This window comes from Cupriavidus laharis (assembly GCF_914271435.1).
Lineage (GTDB): Bacteria > Pseudomonadota > Gammaproteobacteria > Burkholderiales > Burkholderiaceae > Cupriavidus > Cupriavidus laharis.
This window is the reverse complement of record NZ_CAJZAI010000009.1, coordinates 185,803-209,071: the sequence shown is the minus strand read 5'-3', so window position 1 is coordinate 209,071 and position 23,269 is coordinate 185,803. Positions and strand designations below refer to the sequence as shown.

At 65.9% G+C, this 23,269-nt stretch carries 23 protein-coding genes, 1 tRNA gene and 1 pseudogene; 17 read left to right on the top strand and 8 right to left on the bottom strand.

Annotation, left to right across the window (positions count from 1 at the left end):
* Nucleotides 1–55: 55 nt before the first annotated feature.
* The 9 genes from lptA (at nucleotide 56) to LDO29_RS18975 (ending at nucleotide 7,694) form a co-directional block, all read left to right on the top strand.
* Nucleotides 56–706 (top strand): lipopolysaccharide transport periplasmic protein LptA, encoded by a 651-nt coding sequence (gene lptA, locus LDO29_RS19015; RefSeq protein ID WP_224081341.1) that lies wholly within the window; start codon nucleotides 56–58, stop codon nucleotides 704–706.
* A 29-nt stretch (nucleotides 707–735) separates the two neighbouring features.
* Entirely contained in the window at nucleotides 736–1,536 is an 801-nt protein-coding gene (lptB, locus tag LDO29_RS19010) for an LPS export ABC transporter ATP-binding protein (RefSeq protein WP_224081340.1), read from the top strand.
* Between the two features lie 98 nt (nucleotides 1,537–1,634).
* A complete protein-coding gene (locus LDO29_RS19005) occupies nucleotides 1,635–3,113 on the top strand; it encodes an RNA polymerase factor sigma-54 (protein WP_224081339.1) in 1,479 nt (492 codons plus the stop codon).
* A 49-nt stretch (nucleotides 3,114–3,162) separates the two neighbouring features.
* A complete protein-coding gene (hpf, locus tag LDO29_RS19000) occupies nucleotides 3,163–3,513 on the top strand; it encodes a ribosome hibernation-promoting factor, HPF/YfiA family (RefSeq protein WP_211947099.1) in 351 nt (116 codons plus the stop codon).
* Between the two features lie 382 nt (nucleotides 3,514–3,895).
* Nucleotides 3,896–4,351: a PTS IIA-like nitrogen regulatory protein PtsN gene (gene ptsN, locus LDO29_RS18995; protein WP_224081338.1), complete on the top strand. Its 456-nt coding sequence runs from the start codon at nucleotides 3,896–3,898 to the stop codon at nucleotides 4,349–4,351.
* A gap of 74 nt (nucleotides 4,352–4,425) precedes the next feature.
* Nucleotides 4,426–5,397 carry an HPr(Ser) kinase/phosphatase gene (gene hprK / locus LDO29_RS18990; RefSeq protein ID WP_011296542.1) on the top strand — a complete coding sequence of 324 codons (972 nt, stop codon included), beginning with the start codon at nucleotides 4,426–4,428 and terminating at the stop codon, nucleotides 5,395–5,397.
* Nucleotides 5,398–5,573: 176 nt separating this feature from the next.
* Nucleotides 5,574–5,927, top strand: a complete 354-nt coding sequence (locus tag LDO29_RS18985) for a PsiF family protein (protein ID WP_224081337.1) — start codon at nucleotides 5,574–5,576, stop codon at nucleotides 5,925–5,927.
* Nucleotides 5,928–6,035: 108 nt separating this feature from the next.
* Nucleotides 6,036–6,920, top strand: coding sequence for an RNase adapter RapZ (rapZ, locus tag LDO29_RS18980; RefSeq protein WP_224081336.1), 885 nt, complete (start codon nucleotides 6,036–6,038; stop codon nucleotides 6,918–6,920).
* Nucleotides 6,921–7,031: 111 nt separating this feature from the next.
* Nucleotides 7,032–7,694 (top strand): LON peptidase substrate-binding domain-containing protein, encoded by a 663-nt coding sequence (locus LDO29_RS18975; RefSeq protein ID WP_224081335.1) that lies wholly within the window; start codon nucleotides 7,032–7,034, stop codon nucleotides 7,692–7,694.
* Nucleotides 7,695–7,718: 24 nt separating this feature from the next.
* Here LDO29_RS18975 and mutY read toward each other — a convergent pair whose 3' ends face one another.
* From mutY to mutM, 3 genes are all read right to left on the bottom strand, one after another.
* Nucleotides 7,719–8,897, bottom strand: coding sequence for an A/G-specific adenine glycosylase (gene mutY, locus LDO29_RS18970; RefSeq protein WP_224081334.1), 1,179 nt, complete (start codon nucleotides 8,895–8,897; stop codon nucleotides 7,719–7,721).
* A gap of 104 nt (nucleotides 8,898–9,001) precedes the next feature.
* Nucleotides 9,002–10,957, bottom strand: a complete 1,956-nt coding sequence (locus tag LDO29_RS18965; RefSeq protein WP_224081333.1) for a dynamin family protein — start codon at nucleotides 10,955–10,957, stop codon at nucleotides 9,002–9,004.
* Nucleotides 10,958–11,179: 222 nt separating this feature from the next.
* On the bottom strand, nucleotides 11,180–12,034 hold the full coding sequence (mutM, locus tag LDO29_RS18960; RefSeq protein WP_224081332.1) for a bifunctional DNA-formamidopyrimidine glycosylase/DNA-(apurinic or apyrimidinic site) lyase: 855 nt from the start codon (nucleotides 12,032–12,034) through the stop codon (nucleotides 11,180–11,182).
* A 139-nt stretch (nucleotides 12,035–12,173) separates the two neighbouring features.
* On the opposite strand from mutM, the gene LDO29_RS18955 reads away from it, so the two are divergent.
* From LDO29_RS18955 to LDO29_RS18920, 8 genes and pseudogenes are all read left to right on the top strand, one after another.
* Complete coding sequence (locus LDO29_RS18955; RefSeq protein ID WP_396022691.1) at nucleotides 12,174–14,057, top strand: tetratricopeptide repeat protein; 1,884 nt, start codon at nucleotides 12,174–12,176, stop codon at nucleotides 14,055–14,057.
* An 82-nt stretch (nucleotides 14,058–14,139) separates the two neighbouring features.
* The gene (gene lolB, locus LDO29_RS18950; RefSeq protein WP_224081331.1) at nucleotides 14,140–14,751 is read left to right on the top strand and encodes a lipoprotein insertase outer membrane protein LolB; all 612 of its coding nucleotides are present in this window, start codon (nucleotides 14,140–14,142) and stop codon (nucleotides 14,749–14,751) included.
* Nucleotides 14,748–15,626, top strand: coding sequence for a 4-(cytidine 5'-diphospho)-2-C-methyl-D-erythritol kinase (gene ispE, locus LDO29_RS18945; RefSeq protein WP_396022690.1), 879 nt, complete (start codon nucleotides 14,748–14,750; stop codon nucleotides 15,624–15,626). The genes lolB and ispE overlap by 4 nt, the downstream gene beginning before the upstream one ends.
* Before the next feature lie 59 nt (nucleotides 15,627–15,685).
* Nucleotides 15,686–15,762, top strand: a tRNA-Gln gene (locus LDO29_RS18940).
* A gap of 93 nt (nucleotides 15,763–15,855) precedes the next feature.
* Nucleotides 15,856–16,809 (top strand): ribose-phosphate pyrophosphokinase, encoded by a 954-nt coding sequence (locus tag LDO29_RS18935; RefSeq protein ID WP_224081330.1) that lies wholly within the window; start codon nucleotides 15,856–15,858, stop codon nucleotides 16,807–16,809.
* A 132-nt stretch (nucleotides 16,810–16,941) separates the two neighbouring features.
* Nucleotides 16,942–17,562, top strand: coding sequence for a 50S ribosomal protein L25/general stress protein Ctc (locus tag LDO29_RS18930; protein WP_224081329.1), 621 nt, complete (start codon nucleotides 16,942–16,944; stop codon nucleotides 17,560–17,562).
* Between the two features lie 141 nt (nucleotides 17,563–17,703).
* Nucleotides 17,704–18,300 carry an aminoacyl-tRNA hydrolase gene (gene pth / locus LDO29_RS18925; RefSeq protein WP_224081328.1) on the top strand — a complete coding sequence of 199 codons (597 nt, stop codon included), beginning with the start codon at nucleotides 17,704–17,706 and terminating at the stop codon, nucleotides 18,298–18,300.
* 72 nt (nucleotides 18,301–18,372) lie between these two features.
* A pseudogene (locus tag LDO29_RS18920) lies at nucleotides 18,373–18,513 on the top strand (IS4 family transposase); the annotation flags it as partial.
* Between the two features lie 55 nt (nucleotides 18,514–18,568).
* Here LDO29_RS18920 and LDO29_RS18915 read toward each other — a convergent pair.
* The 5 genes from LDO29_RS18915 to LDO29_RS18895 form a co-directional block, all read right to left on the bottom strand.
* Complete coding sequence (locus LDO29_RS18915) at nucleotides 18,569–18,829, bottom strand: YfhL family 4Fe-4S dicluster ferredoxin (RefSeq protein WP_224081327.1); 261 nt, start codon at nucleotides 18,827–18,829, stop codon at nucleotides 18,569–18,571.
* A 69-nt stretch (nucleotides 18,830–18,898) separates the two neighbouring features.
* Nucleotides 18,899–19,384, bottom strand: coding sequence for a pantetheine-phosphate adenylyltransferase (coaD, locus tag LDO29_RS18910; RefSeq protein ID WP_224081326.1), 486 nt, complete (start codon nucleotides 19,382–19,384; stop codon nucleotides 18,899–18,901).
* 179 nt (nucleotides 19,385–19,563) lie between these two features.
* Nucleotides 19,564–20,208: a 16S rRNA (guanine(966)-N(2))-methyltransferase RsmD gene (gene rsmD, locus LDO29_RS18905; RefSeq protein ID WP_224081325.1), complete on the bottom strand. Its 645-nt coding sequence runs from the start codon at nucleotides 20,206–20,208 to the stop codon at nucleotides 19,564–19,566.
* Between the two features lie 82 nt (nucleotides 20,209–20,290).
* The gene (locus LDO29_RS18900) at nucleotides 20,291–21,637 is read right to left on the bottom strand and encodes a M16 family metallopeptidase (RefSeq protein ID WP_396022693.1); all 1,347 of its coding nucleotides are present in this window, start codon (nucleotides 21,635–21,637) and stop codon (nucleotides 20,291–20,293) included.
* Between the two features lie 43 nt (nucleotides 21,638–21,680).
* On the bottom strand, nucleotides 21,681–23,201 hold the full coding sequence (locus LDO29_RS18895; protein ID WP_224081324.1) for a M16 family metallopeptidase: 1,521 nt from the start codon (nucleotides 23,199–23,201) through the stop codon (nucleotides 21,681–21,683).
* Nucleotides 23,202–23,269: the final 68 nt, after the last annotated feature.

Sequence of the window (23,269 nt, the reverse complement as noted above, 5' to 3'; positions counted from 1 at the left end):
ACCGCGAACCTGAGCATCGCGTCCGAATCTCCGCCTTCCTGCGACCCTTGCCAACATGATTGCTTCCCTGACGACCTTGTCCCGCCGGCGCGCCGCCCCGGTGCTGCTGGCCGTGGCCACCGCACTGGTGGCGTTATCGGCGCTGGCGCCGCTGGGCGCCCATGCCGAACGCGCGGACCGGGACAAGCCGCTGGTACTGGAAGCCGACAACGCCAGCTACGACGACGTCAAGCAGATCTACACGCTGACCGGCAACGTGGTCCTGACCAAGGGCACCATGGTACTGAAGTCCGACGCCGCCGAAATCCGCACCGACCCCGAGGGCTACCAGTACGCGGTGGCCACGGCCAAGGCCGGCAAGCAGGCGTATATCCGCCAGAAGCGCGAAGGCGTGGACGAGTACATGGACGGCTGGGGCGACCGCATCGAATACGACGGCAAGCAGGAAGTGTCCAAGCTGATCGGCCACGCGCGCATGGCGCGCCTGCAGGGCGCCAAGCTGGTCGACGAGATCCGCGGCGCGGTACTGACCTATGACAGCCGCAACGAGTTCTACACGGCCGCCGGCGGCGGCGACAACACGTCGGCCGGCAACCCGTCGGGACGCGTGCGCGCGGTGCTCTCGCCGCGCCAGGAAGCGAGCGGTGCAGCCGCTGCCCCGCCGCTCGACCTGAAACCGGCGCCCGCGCCGTCCAGCAAGCCCTGAATCACGCGCCCGAGCGCATCACCGCCACCATGACCGATACCGCCATGCTCGCCCCCACACCCGCTTCCGCCGCCAACGACGTCCGTGCCGACAGCAGCACGATGGTCGTGCGCCACCTGAAGAAGCGCTACGGGTCGCGCACGGTGGTCAAGGACGTGTCGCTCGAGGTGAAAAGCGGCGAGGTCGTCGGGCTGCTCGGCCCGAACGGCGCGGGCAAGACCACGTCGTTCTACATGATCGTGGGCCTGGTGGCGCTGGACGAGGGCGATATCGTGCTCGACGGCCAGCACATCAGCGGCCTGGCCATCCACGAGCGCGCGCGCATGGGCTTGTCCTACCTGCCGCAGGAAGCCTCGGTGTTCCGCAAGCTGAACGTGGAAGAGAACATCCGCGCGGTGCTCGAGCTCCAGATCGTGAATGGCAAGCCGCTGCCCAAGGCCGAGATCGACGCCCGCCTGGATACGCTGCTGGACGACCTGCAGATCGCCCACCTGCGCAACAATCCTGCGCTGTCGCTGTCGGGCGGCGAGCGCCGCCGCGTGGAGATCGCGCGCGCGCTGGCGTCGTCGCCGCGCTTCATCCTGCTCGACGAGCCGTTCGCCGGCGTGGACCCGATCGCCGTCGGCGAGATCCAGCGTATCGTCAGCTTCCTCAAGGCGCGCAACATCGGCGTGCTGATCACCGACCACAACGTGCGCGAGACGCTTGGCATCTGCGACCACGCGTATATCATCAGCGAAGGCACCGTGCTCGCATCGGGCCAGCCCGAAGACATCATCGCGAACGAGTCGGTGCGCCGCGTCTACCTGGGCGAGAATTTCCGCATGTGAAGCCGGGGCGGCAGCTGTCCTCGGCAGAATCGATCAGGCGGCATCAGCGATAGCAATTTCCGTTCCAACATCGGAAAGATGCGCATAAAATAGGTCGCATGAAACCGTCGCTACAGCTCCGCCTCTCCCAGCATCTGGCGCTCACGCCGCAACTGCAGCAGTCGATCCGGCTGCTGCAACTTTCCACGCTGGAGCTGCAGCAGGAAGTCGAGCAGGCACTGACGGAAAATCCGCTGCTGGAGCGCGAAAACGACTGGATCGAAAGCCCGCTGCGCGTGGCGGCAGATGGCTCGGTCAACCTGCAAAGCGCCCCGGCGCCCGCAGCTGCCGAGCCGCAAGGCAACGGCGAAGCGAATGCCAATAGTGCGGGCGGCGAGGACGACAGCTACAGCGACAACGGCGGCGACGATTACGGCAGCGACTGGAGCCTGGACGATTTCGCACGGCGCCCGCAAGGCGAGGACGACGAGAAAACGCCCATGCAGCTGCGCGATGCCGAGCCCACGCTGCGTGAACACCTGATGGAGCAGCTCACGCCGCTCAAGATATCCGCGCGCGACAAGGGCCTGGCGATCTTCCTGATCGAGTCGCTCGATGACGACGGCTACCTGGGCGCGTCGCTAGAGGAAATCTGCAGCGAACTACCCGAGGAACTCGAATTCGAGGTCGAGGAAGTGCAGGCCATGCTCACGCTGCTGCAAAGCTTCGACCCGGCCGGGGTGGCCGCTCGCAACGCGGCCGAGTGCCTGAGCCTGCAACTGCGCCGGCTGCAGCATCCACAGCGGGAACTGGCGCTGTCGATCGTCACCCATCATCTGGAACTGCTTGCCGTGCGCGACTACACGCGCCTGAAGAAGGCATTGCAGGTGGACGAAGCGGCGCTCAAGGCCGCGCATGAGCTGATCCGCTCGCTTGCCCCCTACCCCGGCCACGCCTACAGCCGGCCTGAAGCGGATTTCGTGGTGCCGGACGTGTTCGTGCGCAAGAGCGGCAGCGGCTGGATCGCGCAGCTCAACCCCGACGTGATGCCGCGCCTGCGCATCAACGACATGTACGCGCAGATCCTGCGCGGCGCGAAGGGGGAATCCGGTGCGGCCGGCCTGCAGCAGAAACTGCAAGAGGCACGCTGGCTGATCAAGAATATCCAGCAAAGGTTCGACACGATCCTGCGCGTTTCGCAGGCGATTGTCGAACGTCAGAAGAACTTCTTCACGCACGGCGAAATCGCGATGCGCCCCTTGGTTTTGCGGGAGATTGCCGATACACTGGGATTACACGAGTCAACCATATCCCGGGTGACGACCAATAAATACATGGCAACGCCGATGGGTACTTTCGAACTGAAGTACTTCTTCGGTAGCCACGTGTCCACCGAAACAGGTGGAGCGGCTTCATCAACGGCCATCCGCGCCTTGATCAAGCAACTCATAGGAGCCGAAGACCCGAGGAGTCCCCTTTCCGACAGCCGAATTGCCGAATTGCTGGGTGAACAAGGCTTCGTTGTCGCGCGCCGTACCGTCGCCAAGTATCGCGAGGCCCTGAAGATCCCCGCTGTCAATCTCCGCAAGACTTTGTAGCCGAGTTGCACCGCCTGCCTGGTGCAGCTCTTTCAGAAGGAGAAGCGCTATGAACTTCAAGATCAGTGGACACCACCTGGACATCACGCCCCCGCTGCGTGAGTACGTGGAAACGAAGCTGGAGCGTATCGTCAGGCATTTCGATCAAGTCATTGGCGTCAGCGTGCTACTCTCAGTCGACAATCACAAGGAAAAGGACAGGCGGCAGTACGCGGAAATCAATCTGCACCTCCGGGGCAAGGACATCTTTGTTGAAGCCCATCACGAAGACCTGTATGCGGCAATCGACGCACTCGTCGACAAGCTGGACCGCCAGGTACTTCGCTACAAGGACCGTGTCCAAGGCCACGACCGTGAAGCGGTCAAGTACCAGATGGCCGAATCGCAACTACAGCAATGATCATGTCTGCCAGCCGCAAGGCTGGCCGCTGAAAAAGGACTGATAAAAGCAAGCCGCGCCATGTAGCGCGGCTTTTTTGCGTCTGTTGCCGGCCACGTCTCGCGGGCCAACGGCGCGGGTGTTCGCAACTGGCGCGGCTCGGTGTATGCTGTCCAAGACATAGCCAGTGGCAACTCCGGTGCCCCCGCCCTTCCCTAGTGCGGCGGCACCACCACGGGCCGGGACATACAGGAACCGGCGCTGCATTGCACAAGGACAGGGGAGACGCTGCTCTATAATGGCCGAACGCCTCGCAAACCATGGCCTCGCCGCAACCCGGCCCCGCATCGTTGCCGGGCTGAGCAGTCCGATCTGCCTGCTAACTGAAATCCTCGCATCGCCCATGAATCGTTTGGCCAAACTGCTGCCACCCGGCAACATCAACCTCGACGTCAGCGTCACCAGCAAGAAGCGCGTCTTCGAGCAAGCCGGGCTCCTCTTCGAGAACAACCATGGCGTGGCGCGGGCAACCGTGACCGACAACCTGTTTGCGCGCGAGTCGCTGGGTTCGACCGGCCTCGGCGCGGGCGTGGCCATTCCGCACGGGCGCATAAAGGGGCTGAAGCAACCGCTGGCTGCCTTCATGCGGCTGGCCGAGCCGATCCCGTTCGAATCGCCTGACGGCAAGCCCGTCTCGTTGCTGATCTTCCTGCTGGTGCCGGAACAGGCCACGCAGCAGCACCTCGAAATCCTCTCCGAAATCGCCCAGCTCCTGTCGGATCGCGACATGCGCGAAGGCCTGGCAACGCTGGCCACGCCCGACGCGGTCCATCAGCTCCTGACGCAGTGGCATCCCTGATCCTCCCCCTGGGCTCGCAACAGACCGGGCAACCGTAAAGCCCGGCACGGCCCCCGCCCCGAAAGTCATACCGCATGGAACTCACCGGCGTCACCTCCCAGTCGATCTTCGACGACAACGCAGCCGACATCAAACTCTCGTGGGTGGCTGGCCTGGAGGGTGCGGACCGCGCCTTCGACGTGGAGTTTGCCCGCGAGGCCACCTCGGCCGCGGACCTGGTCGGCCACCTGAACCTGATCCACCCGAACCGGATCCAGGTGCTGGGCAAGCCCGAGATCACCTACTACCAGCGCCTGGACGACGAAACCCGCAAGCGCCAGATGGGCGAGCTGATCCTGCTCGAGCCGCCGTTCCTGGTGGTGGCCGACGGCATGGAGCCGCCGCCGGACCTGGAGCTGCGCTGCACGCGCTCGTCCACGCCGCTGTTCACCACGCCGGTTTCGTCGGCCGCGGTAATCGACCACCTGCGGCTGTACCTGTCCCGCATATCGGCGCCGCGCGTGACCATGCACGGCGTGTTCCTGGACATCCTCGGCATGGGGGTGCTGATCATGGGCGAATCGGGCCTCGGCAAGAGCGAACTCGGCCTGGAGCTGATCTCGCGCGGCCACGGCCTGGTGGCCGACGATGCGGTGGACTTCGTGCGGCTGGGACCGGATTTCATTGAAGGCCGCTGCCCGCCGCTGCTGCAGAACCTGCTGGAAGTGCGTGGCCTGGGCCTGCTCGACATCAAGACCATCTTCGGCGAGACCGCCGTGCGGCGGAAGATGAAGATGAAGCTCGTGGTCCAGCTGGTGCGCCGCAACGACGGCGAGTTCGAACGCCTGCCGCTCGACTCGCAGTACCTCGACGTGCTGGGCCTGCCGATACATATGGTCAAGATCCAGGTGGCGGCCGGCCGAAACCTCGCCGTGCTGGTCGAGGCCGCCGTGCGCAACACCATCCTGCGCCTGCGCGGCATCGACACGCTGCGCGACTTCATGGATCGCCAGCGTGCCGCGATGCAGGCCGACGCGGTCTCGCGCGGACAGGGCCGCCTGCTCTGATCGGGCATCGCGACACGTTTTCAATTGCTTACATTGGCGTTGACAAATAAGTCAACGCGGTGGGGACATCCTTCGTTTTGTGCTGTAATGGGCATCGAGCCCAGTCCGGAGCCGCTGCGTCCGCCGTCGGCCGGCGAAAAGCGGCCATGAAGTTTTCCACAGCCAGGAGAGCAAGCATGAAGAAACTGATCGCGATGTGTATGCTGGTGACGCCGCTGCTGGCCACTGGCGCCTTTGCCCAGCCGGCCACCCCGGCAACGCCAGCAACGCCGGCCGCTCCGGCCAAGGCTGCGCCGGCATCCGCCGCCAAGGCTCCCACCGCGCAGCAGCAGAAGATGAAAGACTGCAACGAGCAGGCCGGCGACAAGAAAGGCGACGAACGCAAGGCCTTCATGAAACAATGCCTTTCGGCCAAGGGCGTGCAGCCGACCAAGACCCAGCAGGAAAAGATGTCGGCCTGCAGCAAGGAAGGCAAGGGCAAGAAGGGCGACGAGTACAAGGCGTTCATGAAGGAATGCCTGTCGAAGTAAACAGCAGCCGTCCCTGACCAGAATGGCGAACCGCGCGGTTCGCCATTTTTGCCTTGCGCAGGCCCCTGTCATGACGTGGCCATTTCGGGATGCTATGCTTCCGATGCTATGCGCATCATCCTCATCACCGGCATCTCCGGCTCCGGCAAATCCGTCGCACTGAACGTGCTTGAAGATGCAGGCTACTACTGCGTCGACAACCTGCCGGCCCAATTCATCCCTGACCTGGCCCGCTACCTCGCCGCCGAAGGCTATACGCACCTTGGCGTGGCCACCGATATTCGCAGCCGCGAATCGCTGGACCACCTGCCCGACACGGTCCGCGAGCTGGCCGGGACCCACCAGGTTGAAGTCCTGTTCCTCACGGCCAGCACCGATGCACTGGTGCAGCGCTACTCCGAAACGCGGCGCCGGCACCCGTTGTCGATCCTGACCAACGGCGCGTCCGGCTCCGACGGCGAACCGGCGTTCAATGACACGGCGCTGATGGAAGCCATCGAGATGGAGCGGGAACTGCTCAGCCCGCTGGCCGAGTCCGCGCACCGCATCGACACCAGCAACGTGCGCACCAATACCCTGCGCAGCTGGATCAAGGAGCTGATCCGCGAAGACAGTGAGCACCTGACGCTGCTGTTCGAGTCGTTCGGCTTCAAGCACGGCGTGCCCAGCGATGCCGACCTGGTATTCGACGTGCGCTCCCTGCCCAATCCATACTATGACTTGGCACTGCGCCCGCTGACGGGCCGCGACGGTCCGGTGATCGACTTCCTCCAGGCCCAGCCGATGGTGCTGGCGATGGCCGAAGATATCCGCGCCTATGTGGAAAAGTGGCTGCCAAGTTTCATTGCCGACAACCGCAGCTACCTGACCGTAGCCATCGGCTGCACCGGCGGACAGCACCGTTCGGTCTATATTGCGGAAAGGCTTGCCAACTATTTCCGGGCGCATGGTAATGTGCTGGTGAGACACCGCGAGCTCGCGCCGGCAACGTAGCCGTTGCAGTCCGCCGGTGCCGCCAGGCCTATCCGGCCCTGGCAGCCATGGCGGCCGCCGCACCCGATTCGGCGGCCGGTTTCCCCGATCCAGTGGAACACCAGCCATCGCATGTCCTCGACAGACCTTCTCCGCCACACCGCTCCCGTCGACGCAACGCCGCTGACGCTGGAAAACCTCCCACTCTTCCCACTGCATACGGTGCTGTTTCCGGACGGCCGCCTGCCGTTGCGCGTATTCGAGAAGCGCTATGTGGACATGGTGCGCAACTGCCTGCGCGATGCGGCGCCGTTCGGCGTGTGCCTGATCGCCAGCGGCGAGGAAGTGGCTCGCCCCGGCCAGGGAACCGTGCCGGAATCGATCGGCTGCCTGGCCGAGATCGTCGATTGCAACATGGAACAGCTTGGCGTGCTGCTGATCGAAACGCGCGGGCGCCAGCGTTTCCGCGTGCTCGAGCATCGCACGCGCGACGACGGGCTGATCGTGGCCAGCGCCGAACTGCTGCCTGCCGACATCATCGACTGCAAGCTCGAACTGCTGGGCGAATGCCTGTCGGTACTGCGCCGGATCGTCACGCGGCTGCATGCCGAGCAGCCCGACCGCATGCCGTTTGCCGAGCCCTACCTGTGGGACGACCCGAGCTGGGTCACCAACCGCCTGTGCGAACTGCTGCCGGTGCCGATGAAGGCCAAGCAGATGCTGATGGCGCTGCCCGATGCTGGCATGCGCATCGAGATCGTGCACCGCTACATGCGGCAGCACCACATGGTGTAGGCCCCGCCCCGCCGCGTTCGAAGTTCAGAACAGCCCGCCGCGGGCCTGCATCTCGAGCAGCTTGCGCACCGGTGCGGGCGTGCCGAGCGCGTCGAGATCATCGAGTGAAAGCCACCGCCGGGCCGGCCCCGAATCCGGTTCGCGCAGCGACAGCGCAGCCATGTCGACCCGGATCGCGCGGATCAGCAGCCGGAAATGCGTGAAGACGTGGACCAGTTCGCCCGCCATGTCCGCGCGCGACGGTTCGCCGAAGGCGCGCGCATAGCCGAGCGCTTCCTGCTCGGCGAGTTCCGGGTCGAACGGCACGGTTGCCACCGGCATCTCGGGCAGGCTCCACAAGCCGCCCCAGACGCCGCTGTCCGGTCGAAGCTGCAGCAGCACGTCGCGTCCATGGCGCACCATGACCATCACGGTGCTGCGTTCCGGCACCGCTGCGCGCGGCTTGGGCGTTGGCAGCGTGGCGGTCAGGCCATCGCGGCGCGCCACGCAATCCGCCGACAGCGGGCACGCTAAAGCATCGGCCAGGCATGCAGGCTTGCCGCGCGAACATACTGTCGCGCCCAGGTCCATCAAGCCCTGCGTGTAGGCCACCATGTCGTCGGCCTGGCGCGGCCCCGGCACGGGCAGCGCGGCTTCGGCAAGCCCCCACATGCGGCTTTCGATGACGCGCTCGCCCGGGTGGCCGTGAATGCCGAAGAAGCGCGCAAAGACGCGCTTGACGTTGCCGTCGAGGATAGGGGACCGCACGCCCGCACTGAAAGCCGCGATGGCCGCCGCCGTCGAGCGGCCAATGCCCGGCAGCGTGGCCAGCACCGCGGGATCGGTCGGAAACCGCCCGCCATGGTCGCTGACGACCTGCATGGCGCAGCGGTGCAGGTTGCGCGCGCGCGAGTAGTAGCCCAGCCCCGCCCATAGCGCCATCACCTGGTCCGCGGGCGCAGCGGCCAGCGCCTGCACGGTCGGCAGCTGCGCGACGAAGCGCTGGAAATAGTCGATGACCGCGCTCACCTGCGTCTGCTGCAGCATGATTTCCGACAGCCAGATCCGGTACGGGTCGCGCGTGTTCTGCCACGGCAGGTCATGCCGGCCATGCACGCGCTGCCAGTCGACCACGCGCGCGCCGAAATCGGCGGGAACATGGATATCGGGCGGCACGGCGGCGGCATTGACGGACGAGACAGCGGGGGCGGACTTGCGGGGCATCGGGGACGGTCAGACACATGGGTGGCGCGGCAGGCAAACGGGCCGCGCCAAAAAAGAAAGCGCCGCGCAGGGCGGCGCCACATGATATACCGGCCGGGCCGGGATCAGGCCACGGCGAGCTGCTCGCCTTCCATGCCCGCCCCATCCGGGCGGATGATGCGCTGGGCATGCGCTTCGATGCGCCCGCTGCGCTCATCCAGGCCGTTGAGCACCTCTTCCAGGTCGGCGATGCGGCTCTCGAGCGTGTCGGTGGCCTCGTGGATGCGTTCGATCGAATCCACGCGGCGGCGCAGCTGCTTCTGGTGCTCGCGCACCTGCGCCTCCAGCGGCGTCATCACGGACTTGAGCCAGACTTCGATATCGCGGTTCAGGTCGCGGAAATTTTCCAGCACGCGGCTGGCCATGGTATCGAACGCGCCCTGCACCAGATGCGGCCGCGAGCGCGTCAGCATGCTGACCGTGCCGAAGTGCGACTGCACGAGTTGCAGGATCTCCTTGAGTTCGGCGACAAAGCGCGTGGTCACGAACTGCATCGGCGCCGGCAGCGTAAAACCGTGCTCGGCATTGAAGCGCCGGTACATGCTGTCGATGAGCTGGTGCAGTTGGCCGATCTTGCTGTCGGCGTCGGTGATCAGCGTGATGAGCTGCGCGAACAACGCGTCCATATCCTCGCGCAGGCCGCGCGAGAAGAAACGCTCCTTCATCTGCTCGCGCGCAGTCCGCATGGTGCTGCGCACGTCGCGCAACTGCAGGCTCTTGATGATGTCTGCGCTGTGGCGGCCGAACACCAGGCGCAACGCCTGGAACTTGCTGATGCTCTGCTCGAACTCTTCCTTCTCGCTCTGCACGCGCATCAGCATGTGCTTGACCATCGCGTGGTTCTTGCCGCGCAGCCCCCGCAGCTCGAACAGCTGTTCGACGATGTCGCGGCGACGGCCCTGCAGCAGTTGCTGCGCGCCGCGCGCCATGTCCTGCACGGAGCGATGGACCTGGTCGGCAACGATCTCGCGCCGGCGCGGGATCAGCTGGTCGGACAGCACACGTTCGAAATGCGGCAGGCCGCTGCGCGCCAGCAGCGTTTCGTCATGCGTGACCTTGGCCACCAGGCCCTTCTGCGCCGACACCGGATAGACGCGCCCCTGCTCGATGCCGAGCACTTGCGCCGTCGAGGTGACCTGGCCCGAGATCTCCTTCGCGATCTCCGCCTGCGACTTCAGCGGGTCCCACAGGCCGTCGATCTTGTTGAGCACGGCCAGGCAGCCACGGCGATGGCCGGCGCCCACGTGCCCGCGCCAGAGCTCGAGGTCGCTCTTGGTCACGCCGGCGTCCGCGGCCAGCACGAACACCACCACGTGCGCGTCGGGAATCAGGCGCAGCGTCAGTTCGGGCTCCGTACCGATCGCATTCAGCCCCGGCGTGTCGAGAATGACCAGCCCCTGGCGCAGCAGCGGGTGCGGGAAATTGATGACCGCATGGCGCCAGCGCGAGATCTCGACCATGCCTTCGGCATCCACCGCATAGGCGGCGTCCGGGTCTTCCTCGTGGTACAGGCCCAGCGACTCGGCCTGGGCCGGCGGCACGCGGATGGTCTCGACCACATGCTGGAACGCCGCCAGCATGCCCTCGGGCGACGACGGGTCCAGCGGCACAGAGTGCCAGTGCGAGGCGGACGTGCCGGCCTCCAGGAAATCCGCGGTCGAGGCCTCCTGCAACCGGGTTTCGATCGGCAGCAGGCGGATGCTGGGCGGCTCATGCTCGTCGTAGCGCAGCTCCGTCGGGCACATGGTGGTGCGCCCGGCCGACGACGGCAGGATGCGGCGCCCGTAATCGGCAAAGAAGATGGCGTTGATCAGCTCGCTCTTGCCGCGCGAGAACTCGGCGATGAAGGCGACCTTGAGCCGGTCGCTGCGCAGCACGCTCTGGATGCGCTGCACGCGCTCCTCGGCCGTCGCATCGTAGAGGTCGTGCTGTTGCAGCCACGACTGGAATTCGGCCAGCGACTGGAGTACCCCGGTTCTCCAGGCACCGTATTGTTCAAATTGGTGGGCGAGCGTTGTCATGGCGGCGGTTCGGCTAGGTTCCCTGTCCGGCAATCTGGCGCAAGTGCCGATTTTGCAGGTCGGCGCGTTTTTGTAACTTTTTATGACTGCGCACAAGATACAGGTTTCCGGGGCGCTTTTGTGGCGCTTTTGTGGAATTCACGCCGCTTGGCGGCAGAGTGTTGCGCCGAGCCATCGACACAGGCCCGGAAGGGCCTCCCGTACCCGCGAATGCACCGCGCTTCAGTGCTGGCAATGCGTGCAGTAGAAGGTGGAACGCTGACCCTGGACGATCTGCCGCACCGGCGTGCCGCAGACCCGGCAAGGCTCCCCGGCGCGATCGTAGACAAAGCAGTCGAGCTGGAAATATCCGCTGGCGCCGTCGCTGCCGACAAAGTCGCGCAGCGTGCTGCCGCCGCGTTCGATAGCCTGCGCCAGGGTTTCGCGCACGGCCAGCGCCAGCCGCTCGCAGCGCGCCAGGCTCAGCCGGCCGGCCGGCGTGGTCGGGCGGATGCCGGCGCGGAACAGGCTTTCCGAGGCGTAGATGTTGCCGACACCCACCACGATATTGCCGGCCAGCAGCACGGTCTTGATCGCGGCGGAACGCCCGCGCGTATGGCGGTGCAGCCAGCCGCCGTCGAAATGCGGATCGAACGGCTCAATGCCCAGGCCGCGCAGCAGCGGGTGGCCGGACAGCATGGCCTCGCTCAGCGGACTCCAGAGCACGGCACCGAAACGGCGCGGATCGCGAAAGCGCAGCACGATACGGCTGCCGCCGGCGTCGGCCAGCGCCAGGTCCAGGTGGTCGTGGGCGCCGGCGGGCGGCGCATCGGGCAGCACCCGCAGCGTTCCGGTCATGCCCAGGTGGACCAGCAGCCAGCCGGCGTCGCCGGTGGCTTCATCGACGCACTCGAGCAGCAGGTACTTGCCCCGCCGTTCGATACGCCGCACCTGGCGCCCGGCCAGGCGTGCCTCCAGATCGTCGTCGACCGGCCAGCGCAGGCCCCGGTGGCGCACGGTCACGTCGGCAATACGCCGCCCCACCACATGCGGCAACAGGCCGCGCCGGGTCACTTCGACCTCCGGCAATTCAGGCATCGAACCTCTCCGTTGGTTACCGCTCCAAATTCCTGTCGGAAGCGCGCTCACATGGCCGCGCCGGCAAGCAGCGCATTGTAGCGGCAGGCTACAATGCCCCTATCATTCGAACGCTTGAGAGCGCCGGAGCAATCATCACATGTCGGACCTTTTTCCGGATCCTGTTGCGAGACCCGCGGCGAACGCTGCGCCGGGCCGCGTGGACTTCCCCGCGAAGGCCATCACCCCGCGCCCAGGCATGGCTGCGGGGTCGGCGGGCCGCACCGGGCGCCACATCCGGTCCGTGACTGCGGCAGCCTGCCTGGCGCTTGCCGCGATCGGCGCGGTCCAGGCCGCGCCCGCGCAGCCCGACGCGGCACAAGCCGGCGTCACGCTGCCGAACGTACCGCTGACCGGCGACATCATGTACCGCGTGATGGCCGCCGAGATCTCGCTGCAGCGCGGGCTGGTCGGACCGGCCTATCGCACTTACCTCGAACTGGCCCGTTCCACGCGCGACCCGCGCTTTGCGCAGCGTGCGACGGAGATTGCCTTCAACGCACGCATTCCGCAGCAGGCGCTCGATGCCTCGCGGCTGTGGAGCGACCTCGCACCAGGCTCGCCGGCGGCGCGGCAGGTGCTCTCGACCCTGCTGGTGCTCAATGGCCGCTGGAGTGAAGTGCGGCCGCTGCTGGCACAGCAGTTGTCCGGCGTGCCCGCCAACCACCGTGGCGAAAGCATTCTCCAGCTTCAGCAGCAGATGTCACGCACCAGCGACCCGGCCGGCGCGGCCGCACTGCTGCAGGAGCTGATCCGGGACGACGCGCGCCTGCCGGAAACGCACCTTGCCATCGCCAGGGCGCAGGAAATCGCGGGCAATACCCCGGCCGCGCTCACGGCGCTCGACGAAGCGCTGCGGCTGCGCCCCGACTTTGAGCCTGCCGCATTGATGGCGGCCGAACTGCGCGCCGAGAACGAGCCCGACCAGGCCATTGCCGGCTTGCGCCGCTTCCTCGACAAGTCGCCGCGGTCCGTCAGCGGCCACATCACGCTGGCGCGCCTGTACCTGATGCACAACGACATGCCCGCCGCGCGACAGGAATTCGAGACGCTGCGCAAGGTCGCACCGACCGACCCGCGCGTGCCGCTCGCGCTGGGGTTGACCAGCCTCCAGGCCAAGGATTTCGGCGAGGCCGAGCAGTACCTGAAGGAGTACCTGCAGCTCGCCGAGAAGGTGCCGACCGCCAATCCGGACATCGCCTTCCAGTACCTGGCCCAGATTGCCGAGGAGCGCAAGGACTACGCAGGCGCGATCCGGTGGCTCGAGCGCATCGAGGACAGCCGGCTGGGGCCCGCCGCAGCGGCCAAGCGCGCCCAGCTGCTTGCGCGCCTGGGCAAGCTCGACGATGCCCAGGCCATCTTCGGCGACATGCTCAGCGATGCCGAGGACATCCCCGATCCGGCCCAGCGCTCGCAGCGCATGATGGCCATCCGCCAGGCCGAGGTCGCCACGCTGATGGAGACCAAGGCCTACGATCGCGCGCGCAAGGTTCTCGACGAGCGCGTCACGACGGAGCCGGACAACGCCGACTGGATCTACGAGCTTGCCATGCTGGACGAGCGTCAGAAGCGCTACGACAGCATGGAGCAGGGCCTGCGGCGCGTGATCGCGCTGCAGCCGGAGCAGAAGCAGGGGTACAACGCGCTCGGCTATTCGCTGGCCGACCGCAACATACGCCTGCCGGAAGCGCGCAAGCTGCTCGAGCGCGCCTCGGAACTGGGGCCGGATGATCCGTACATCATGGATAGCCTCGCCTGGGTGAAATTCCGCATGGGTGAACTGCAGCCAGCGGCGGACCTGCTCAAGAACGCCTACGCCAAGGCCCCCGAGGCCGAGATCGGCGCGCACCTGGGCGAGGTGCTATGGCAGCTCGGCGAGCGCGACGAAGCCCGCAAGACCTGGACCGAAGCCGCCAAGATCGAACCGGACAACGAAACCCTGGTCGATACCCTGCGCCGCTACAACGTCCTGCTCTCCAAGTAGGCCCGGGCCTGTCCTCGCGACCGGCCCTGCCATCTGTCGCGGGCTGTCCCACCAGGGCAGCCCGCTTTCCCGAATGCCGACCATGAACCGATCCCGCCGCCTGGCCCTGCTTTGCCTTGGCGCGCCCCTGTTGCTGGCGGCCTGCGCCAGCGTTGCGCCTTCGCGCGGCTTCGATGCCGGCGAAACCGCCACAAGCCGGCATTACACCGGCCGCTTCTCGGCCAACTATGTCCGTTACGGCCGCGACGAGGGCGTGCAGGGCAGCTTCCGCTGGGAAGAACAGGGCCGCAACGTGCGCCTCGACCTGCTGTCGCCACTGGGCCAGACGCTGGCCGTGGTCACCGCCACGCCGTCGGGCGCGACGCTCGACCTGCCCAACAAGCCGCCGCGCAATGCGCCGGAAGTCGACAGCCTGCTGGAGGAAGCGCTCGGCTTTGCGCTGCCGGTGGCCGGCATGCGCGACTGGCTGCATGGCCGCCCGGCAGCCGGCCGGCCGGCCAGCGCCACGCGCGATGCGCAGGGCCGACTTGCCACGCTGGCACAGGACGGCTGGAGCGTGCGCTACGTGGCCTGGCAGGACACGCCATCCGCTACGCAAACAGCAGCGCAGCCGCGGCGCATCGACCTGGAGCGCGACAGCGGCCCCACGCCGCTGTCGGTAAAGCTCGTGATCGACGCGGAGGAAACACCTTGACCGGAACCATCAACCTGCCGCCGCCGGAACTGCGCGATTGCCCTGCCCCGGCCAAGCTCAACCTGTTCCTGCATGTCACGGGCCGGCGCCCGGACGGCTATCACACGCTGCAGACGGTGTTCCAGCTCGTGGACTGGTGCGACACGCTGCATTTCCGGCGCCGCGACGACGGCATCGTGGCGCGCACCACCGACATCCCCGGCGTGCCGCCGGAAAGCGACCTCGTCGTGCGCGCTGCGCGCGCACTGCAGCAGGCAACGGGCACGTGCTTTGGCGCGGACATCGGGATCGACAAGATCCTGCCGATGGGCGGCGGCATCGGCGGCGGCTCGTCCGACGCGGCCACGACGCTGCTCGCGCTCAACCACTTGTGGGGCCTGGGCCTGCCGCGCGCCGAGCTGATGCGGATCGGGCTGACGCTGGGTGCGGACGTGCCCGTGTTCGTGTTCGGCGAGAACGCGTTCGCGGAAGGCGTGGGCGAGGAACTGACCCCGGTGGACCTGCCGGAGAGCTGGTTCGTGGTCGTCCATCCGAAGCAACATGTTCCGACAGGAGAGATTTTTTCGGATGAGTGCTTGACAAGGGATACGCCCGTCTCCATAATTGCGGTCTTCGCTGCTTGCACAAACAAATTCGCTTTCGGTCGCAACGACCTGGAAGCGGTAGCAACAGCGAAGTTCGGCGAAGTTGCCAGAGCCCTTGGATGGCTGAAGCAGTTCAATCAGCATGCAAGGATGACCGGTTCCGGAGCCTGCGTGTTTGCACGTTTCCCTGACGAGCAAACGGCGCAGCAGATCCTGAAGCGGTTGCCTCCCCAGTGGGATGGCAGGTGTGTGCGCAGTCTGGCACGTCACCCGCTCGCGGCGTTCGCATAGCAAGTTATCGTTCGGCGAGGTACGGCAGTTTGGTACCACGAAGAACGGCAAGGTTGTGTAGGGGAGTCGCCAAGTTGGTCAAGGCACCGGATTTTGATTCCGGCATTCGAAGGTTCGAATCCTTCTTCCCCTGCCATTACATTCCTATAGTGTCGTTACGACACTCAGTATCAGTCACCGGCATTGCCGGTGACGCCAAGCTCCCCCAGCAGCAAGACAGGTGCCCCGAATGAGCAGCGAAGGCTTGATGGTATTTACCGGCAACGCCAACCCCAAACTCGCGGAGGCTGTCGTACAGCACCTCGGCATTCCACTGGGCAAGGCGCTCGTTGGCCGTTTCTCCGACGGCGAAGTCCAGGTCGATATCCAGGAAAACGTTCGTGGCAAGCACGTCATCGTGCTGCAGTCCACGTGCGCGCCGACCAACGACAACCTGATGGAACTGATGGTGATGGTCGACGCGCTCAAGCGCGCCTCGGCGCGCAGCATCACCGCCGCAATGCCCTACTTCGGCTATGCCCGCCAGGACCGCCGCCCGCGTTCGGCGCGCGTGGCGATCTCGGCCAAGGTCGTGGCCAACATGCTGGAAGTGGCCGGTGTGGACCGAGTCCTGACCATGGACCTGCACGCTGACCAGATCCAGGGCTTCTTCGATATCCCCGTCGACAACATCTACGCATCCCCCGTGCTGCTGGGCGACCTGCGCGAGAAGAATTACGGCGACCTGCTGGTCGTGTCGCCCGACGTCGGCGGCGTGGTCCGCGCCCGTGCGCTGGCCAAGGAACTGAACTGCGACCTGGCGATCATCGACAAGCGCCGTCCCAAGGCCAACGTGGCCGAGGTGATGAACATCATCGGTGAAGTCGACGGCCGCAACTGCGTGATCATGGACGACATGATCGACACCGGCGGCACGCTGTGCAAGGCGGCCCAGGTGCTGAAGGAGCGCGGCGCGCTGAAGGTCTTCGCCTACTGCACGCACCCTGTTCTGTCCGGTGGTGCGGCTGCCCGGATTGCGGACTCTGCGCTCGATGAAGTGGTGGTGTGCGACACCATCCCGCTGTCGGAAGAAGCGGCCAAGTGCAGCAAGATCCGTCAGCTGTCGACCGCCCCGCTGCTGGCCGAAACCTTCACCCGTATCGTCAAGGGCGACTCGATCATGTCGCTGTTTGCGGGTTCCTGATAGAATCTCTGGCTTTGCCACGCCGATTGCCGGTTTTCCAGCGATCGGCGTGATGTGACCGGCGCATCGGTTTCGATTGCGCCACAACAGGGCTGTCTGGTCGCGGACAGCCTTCTTTACTTTGGAGTCATCATGAAAGTAGTCGCTTTCGAGCGTAGCGTACAGGGTACGGGTGCGAGCCGCCGCCTGCGCAATTCGGGCAAGACCCCCGGCATCATCTACGGCGGCGCCGCCGAACCGAAGATGATCGAACTGGATCACAACGCGCTGTGGCACGCCCTGAAGAAGGAAGCCTTCCACTCGTCGATCCTGGACCTGGAAGTCGCAGGCAAGACCGAGAAGGCCCTGCTGCGTGCCTTCCAGATGCACCCGTTCAAGCCGCTGGTGCTGCACGTCGACTTCCAGCGCGTGTCGGCCTCGGAAAAGGTCCACGTCAAGGTGCCCCTGCACTTCATGAACCAGGAAACCGCTCCTGGCGTGAAGCTGGGCCACGGCCTGGTCAACCACATCGTGAACGACCTGGAAGTGTCGTGCCTGCCGGCCGACCTGCCCGAGTTCATCGAAGTGGACGTCGGCACCATGGAACTGGGCCAGACCCTGCACCTGGCTGACCTGAAGCTGCCGAAGGGCGTGACCGTCGTGACCCACGGCGACGAAAACCCGGCCATCGCCAGCATCTCGCTGCCGGCTGGTGCCGCTTCGGCTGCCGAAGGCGCAGAAGGCGAAGGCGAAGGCGAAACGCCGGCTGCCTAAGCTGCCTGAGTTACCAAAACGGTATTGCGGCCCGACCGCAAGACGGAAAGAACCGCCGGTCATGCCGGCGGTTTTTTTTGGCGTATGCTTGGCGCCTGCAAGACGACAGCAACCCTGCCGCCATCCAACCCAGTTCAACGCATGATCAAGCTCATCGTCGGCCTCGGCAATCCCGGCGCGGAATACGAGGCCACCCGCCACAACGCCGGCTTCTGGCTGGTGGACCAGCTCGCCCGCATGGGCGGCACCACGCTGCGCGTGGAAGGCCGCTTCCACGGCCTGGCAGGGCGCGCACGCCTGTGGGACCAGGACATCTGGCTGCTCAAGCCCTCTACGTTCATGAACCGGTCCGGCCTGGCCGTGGTATCGCTGGCCCGCTTCTACAAGATCCTGCCCGACGAGATCGTCGTCGCGCATGACGAGATGGACCTGCCTCCTGGCGCCGCCAAGCTCAAGCGCGGCGGCGGCGCGGGCGGCCATAACGGGCTGAAGGACATTGCCGCCCACCTGACCACGCAGGACTTCTGGCGCCTGCGCCTGGGCGTGGGGCATCCGCGCAACCAGCCCGGCGGGGCCGGCGCGGGCCGCGAGGATGTTGTCAACTTCGTGCTCAAGCCGCCGCGCAAGGAAGAGCAGCAGGCGATCGACGAAGCCATCGACCGCTGCATCGACCCGCTCGGCCTGCTGGCACGCGGAGAAACCGAACGCGCGATGATGGCGCTGCACACGACACGCTGACCCCGGACGACAAAAAACCCGCCTTCTGGCGTAATGCCGTTCAGTTAAGAACTGAACGGCATTTTTATTTGGTTGCCCGCCTGTCTGCGCCGACTACGCGACCGTCTGAAAACGCTGCCCAATGTAAAACGACCCGGTCGCTCATGCGACCGGGTCGTTAAGTCCCGCCCTTCACACTATCCCGTTCGATTCCTCAATCGAGACCTTAACTGAACGGCATTACGCCTTCTGGCGGGTTTTTGTTGCGAGTTTACCGAAGCCCCGCTTGTCAGGCCGCGTGCTTGGCCGCGGTCAGCAACCGGTACCGATGCATCAGGACTTCATGCGTCTCGACGCGGTTCGGGTCCTTGGGGATGCACGCCACCGGGCAAACCTGCTGGCATTGCGGCTCATCGAAGTGACCAACGCACTCGGTGCACTTGTTGGGGTCGATTTCATAGATCTCGGGCCCCATCGAAATAGCTTCGTTCGGGCACTCGGGTTCACAAACGTCGCAATTTATGCAGTCGTCGGTGATCATCAGCGCCATGGTGTTTCCTTCCAGCGGACGCGCCCGCGCCCGAACTGGCCGCGAATCGACGCGTCTGAAGCCAGTATTTTATTCCGGTTTGCCGATTTTCTCTTGCAGCCAGCGCTCCACCGACGGGAACACGAACTTGCTGACATCTCCGCCCAGCACGGCAATCTCGCGCACGAAGGTGCCGGAGATGAACTGGTACTGGTCGGACGGCGTCAGGAACATGGTTTCCACGTCCGGCAGCAAGTAGCGGTTCATGCCCGCCATCTGGAACTCGTACTCGAAATCCGACACGGCGCGCAGGCCGCGCACGATCACGCGTGCGTTGTTCTTGCGCACGAAATCCTTGAGCAGGCCCGCAAAGCCCTCGACGCGCACATTGGGGTAGTGGCCCAGCACTTCGCGGGCAATGGCAATGCGCTCCTCGAGCGAAAAGAACGGGCGCTTGTTGGGACTGTGCGCCACGCCAACCACCAGTTCGTCGAAGATATTCGACGCACGGCGGACCAGATCCTCGTGCCCCCGGGTCATGGGATCAAACGTACCGGGGTAGACCGCGATGGCCATACTTCCTCCTTGATCTGCCCGCTGCCGGTCCTTTTCCGAACCGCCTTGCCTGCCGGCTTCCGCCGGGTGGTTGATGCGTCGCGAGCGTTATAACAGCGGCGTAGTGTAACGCTAAATCCGTGAATTGGAAGTCGTCGACTTGTGCTTTTGCCGGCTTGCACAACGCGCTACCGCTCGCGTCAGGCCCCGGCGCCGTCGGCACCGCGATGCCGCAGCAGATGGAAATGCACCGCGCCGGCACGCGCCTGGCGGACAATTTCCAGCGATGCCGGCACCGGCGCATCCGCGCCAGTCAGCGATCGGTCCGTCTCCACGTACACCGCGCCGCCGCGGCGCAACAGCCGCGCCGCATGCTCGAGCGCGGGCCGCAGCCAGTCCTCGGCGAAGGGCGGGTCCAGGAAGATCACGTCGAAGCTCGCATCCGGCATCTGGGCGGCCACGGCGAAGGCATCGCCCTGCACCACGCGCATGTGGGCGGCATCGAGCCGGTACTGGTTGTCGCGCAACTGCTTGGCGACACGCGGGTTGAATTCGACCAGCGTGACGGCCTCGGCACCGCGCGAGGCGGCTTCGAAACCCAGTGCACCCGAGCCGGCGAACAGGTCCAGGCAGGTCAAGCCGGACAAATCCTGGCCGAGCCAGTTGAACAGGGTTTCCCGCACGCGGTCCGGCGTGGGCCGCAGCCCTTGCGCTTCGGGCACGGGCAGCATCGTGCGCTTCCAGCGGCCACCGATGATGCGGACCTGGGATGGCGCCTGGCGCGGCGCCGGAGAAGACGATCGCCCGCTCGCAGCGGGCGATGGAGATCGGGAACGCGAATTCATCCCGTGATTGTAGAGCCTGTCGGCCGTTCGGCCAGCCCTGTTCCAGGCATGCTGGGTGCAACAGGCCCCACAGGGCCCGCGCTCATTCCGGGCCGCCGACGATTACCGTGGCCATGTCGTCGGGATGGACATGGCGCCCGAACGCCGCTTTCACCTGCTGGCGCGTGACCTTGCCGATCTGGGCGGTCCAGGTGTCCAGGTAATCGAGCGGCAGCCCGTACCAACCGATATTGGCCACATTGGTCAGTAGCTTGCGGTTGCTGTCGATGCGCAGCGGGAAGCCGTTGACCAGGTTGTCCTTGGCGGCCTTGAGCTCGGCGTCGGTCGGGCCTTCGGCGACGAAGCGGGCCAGCACCTGCCGCACCAGCCCCAGCGCTTCCTTGGTCTGCTCCTTCTTGGTCTGCAGGCTGATGCCGAATGGGCCCGGCTGCTTGGACGGCGCAAAGTAGCTGTCTACGCCGTAGGTGAGTCCGCGCTTCTCGCGCACCTCATCCGTCAGGCGCGAGCTGAAGCCGCCGCCGCCCAGCACGTAATTGCCGACCAGCAGCGCGAAGTAGTCCGGGTCGCCGCGTGCGATGGACGGCTGGCCGGTCACCACCGCCGCCTGCTGCGCGGGGTGCGGGATGCGTTGCTCGCTGGCCGGTATGGTCGTCTGCACCTGCGGCATGGCCGGTGCCGCGCTGCCCGGCGGCAGGCCGCTGGTCAGCTTCTCGGCAATGGCTTCGGCCTGCTTGCGGTCGATCGCGCCGATCAGCGTGACCACCGCGCGCGACGCGCCGTAGTTGTCGCGCCAGAACTTGACGATGTCATCGCGCGAGATCGATTCCACCGAGGCCGGCGTGGCTGACACGCCGTACGGATGGCCCGGATACATCGCCTTGGCGAGCGCCTTGTCGGCGATCACGCCGGGCTTGGCGTCAGCTTCGCGGATGGCGCTGATCAGGCGCTGTTTTTCGCGGCCCACCACGGCGTCCGGATAGGTGGGCGCCTGGATCAGCTGCATGGCCAGCGCCACGGATTGATCGAGCTCCGGCTGCGCGGTCAGCGTGCGCATGCCGATGCCGCCGCGGTCGCCGCCGGCCGCGCCGCCGAAGACGGCGCCGGTATCGGCGAAGGCATCGGCGATCTGCGCCTCGTCGCGCGCCGGCTGGCCGTTGCGCGCGGCAGCGCCCTTGTCCAGCAGCGCCGCCGTGAGCGTAGCGAGTCCGGCCTTGCCTGGCAGGTCATAGCGGCTGCCGGCGTCGAAATCCACGTTGATATCCAGCATCGGGATCGATGGGCTGTGCACGTAGAACACTTGCGCCCCGGTGGACGCGGTCCAGTGCTCGATCGGAATGGCGGCCAGCGCGGCGTGCGCCGCGAGCAGTGCCAGCGCGCCCAAAGCTGCGCCGGCCAGTCGGCGCAGCGCGTGTGGGGAAGGAGTGGTCATCTCGCTCATCTCGCTCATCTGGGGCAGGGACATGCGTGGATCCTCAGTGGCGCAGGCCTTCCGGGGCCTTCGCCTTGGGCTTGTTCGGATCGATCGGCTGCGGCAACAGCGTGGCCACCGTCAGGTTGTCGTCGGTGAAGTACTTCGCGGCCACGGCCTGCACCTGGGCCGGCGTGACTTCCTTGATCTTCTCGAGGATGCGGTCGATGTTGCGCCACGAGATATCCGATATCTCGGCCACACCGATTTCCATGCCCTGGCCGAATACGGAATCGCGCTTGTAGATCTGGCTGGCCACGACCTGCGCCTTGACGCGCTTGAGCTCCTCGGGCGAGACGCCGTTCTTCGCGATGCGCTGGATCTCCTCGCGCAGCGCTGCCTCGATCTGGTCGGTGGTATGGCCGTCGGCCGGCGTGCCGTCGAGCACGAACAGGGAATTGCCGCGGTTGATGCTGTCGTAGCCGACATTGACGTCGTCGGCCAGGCGCTGCTCGCGCACCAGCTCGCGTGTCAGGCGCGCGTTGTCGTAGCCGTTGAGCACCGCGGCCAGTACCTCGAGCGCGTACGGGTCGACATCCTTTTCGACATCGCGCAGGCGCGGCACCTTATAGGCCATCACCATGTACGGGTTCTCGGCCGGAGCCTTCACCCAGATGCGCTTGATGCCGATCTGCGGCGGATCGATCTGGTCCTTGCGCAGCGGCAGCGGGTGCGGCTTGAGCTTGCCGTAGTAGCGTTCGGCCATGGCCCGGACCTCGGCTGGATTAACATCGCCGGTGACGATCACCATGGCGTTATTGGGCACATACCAGCTGCGGTACCAGGCCTCTACGTCTTCCAGGCGCATATTGACGAGATCGTCCATCCAGCCGATCACCGGATGCCGGTAGGGCGCGGCGACATAGACGGAAGCGAGCAGTTGCTCGTAGACGGTACCGCGCGCCGAGTCGTCGGTGCGCAGGCGGCGCTCTTCCATCACGACCTTCATCTCGCGCTCGAACTCGCCTTTGTTGAAGATGAGATTGGCCATGCGGTCGGCTTCCAGCTCCATCATCCTCGGCAGATACTGTTTGCCGATCTGCTGGTAGTACAGCGTGAAATCGCGGTTGGTCATGGCGTTCTCGCGCCCGCCGAGCGCCGCGACCTGCTTGGAAAACTCGCCCACGCCGACCTTGGGCGTGCCCTTGAACATCATGTGCTCGAGCATGTGGGCGACGCCGGTCGTGCCGCTGACCTCGTCGATACCCCCGACGCGGTACCAGATCTGGTGCGCCACCGTGGGAGCCCGGTGGTCTTCCTTGACGATCAGGCGCAGGCCGTTGGACAACCGGTACTCCGTCGTGCCCTGCGCCGTGGCCCCCACTGGCGCGGTCTGTGCGGACGGCATGGGCGAGGCGACGGTGCGCTGCGCCTCGGCGCCGGCCGACCACGGCGCCGCGGCCAGCAGCAGGACGGGCAGTGCCCGCCTGGCCAGGCGTTCCAGGGACGCCCTGCTCCCGGCAAGGGCGGGGAAGGGTTCAGGGCGGGCGGCGCCCGTTCCGGTCACGACAGTGCGATGGTCCATGCAACCCCGTCTGCTAGAATTTTGCCGATCGATTCATGTGCCCATGAATCCGCTGTGTTACGAACTAT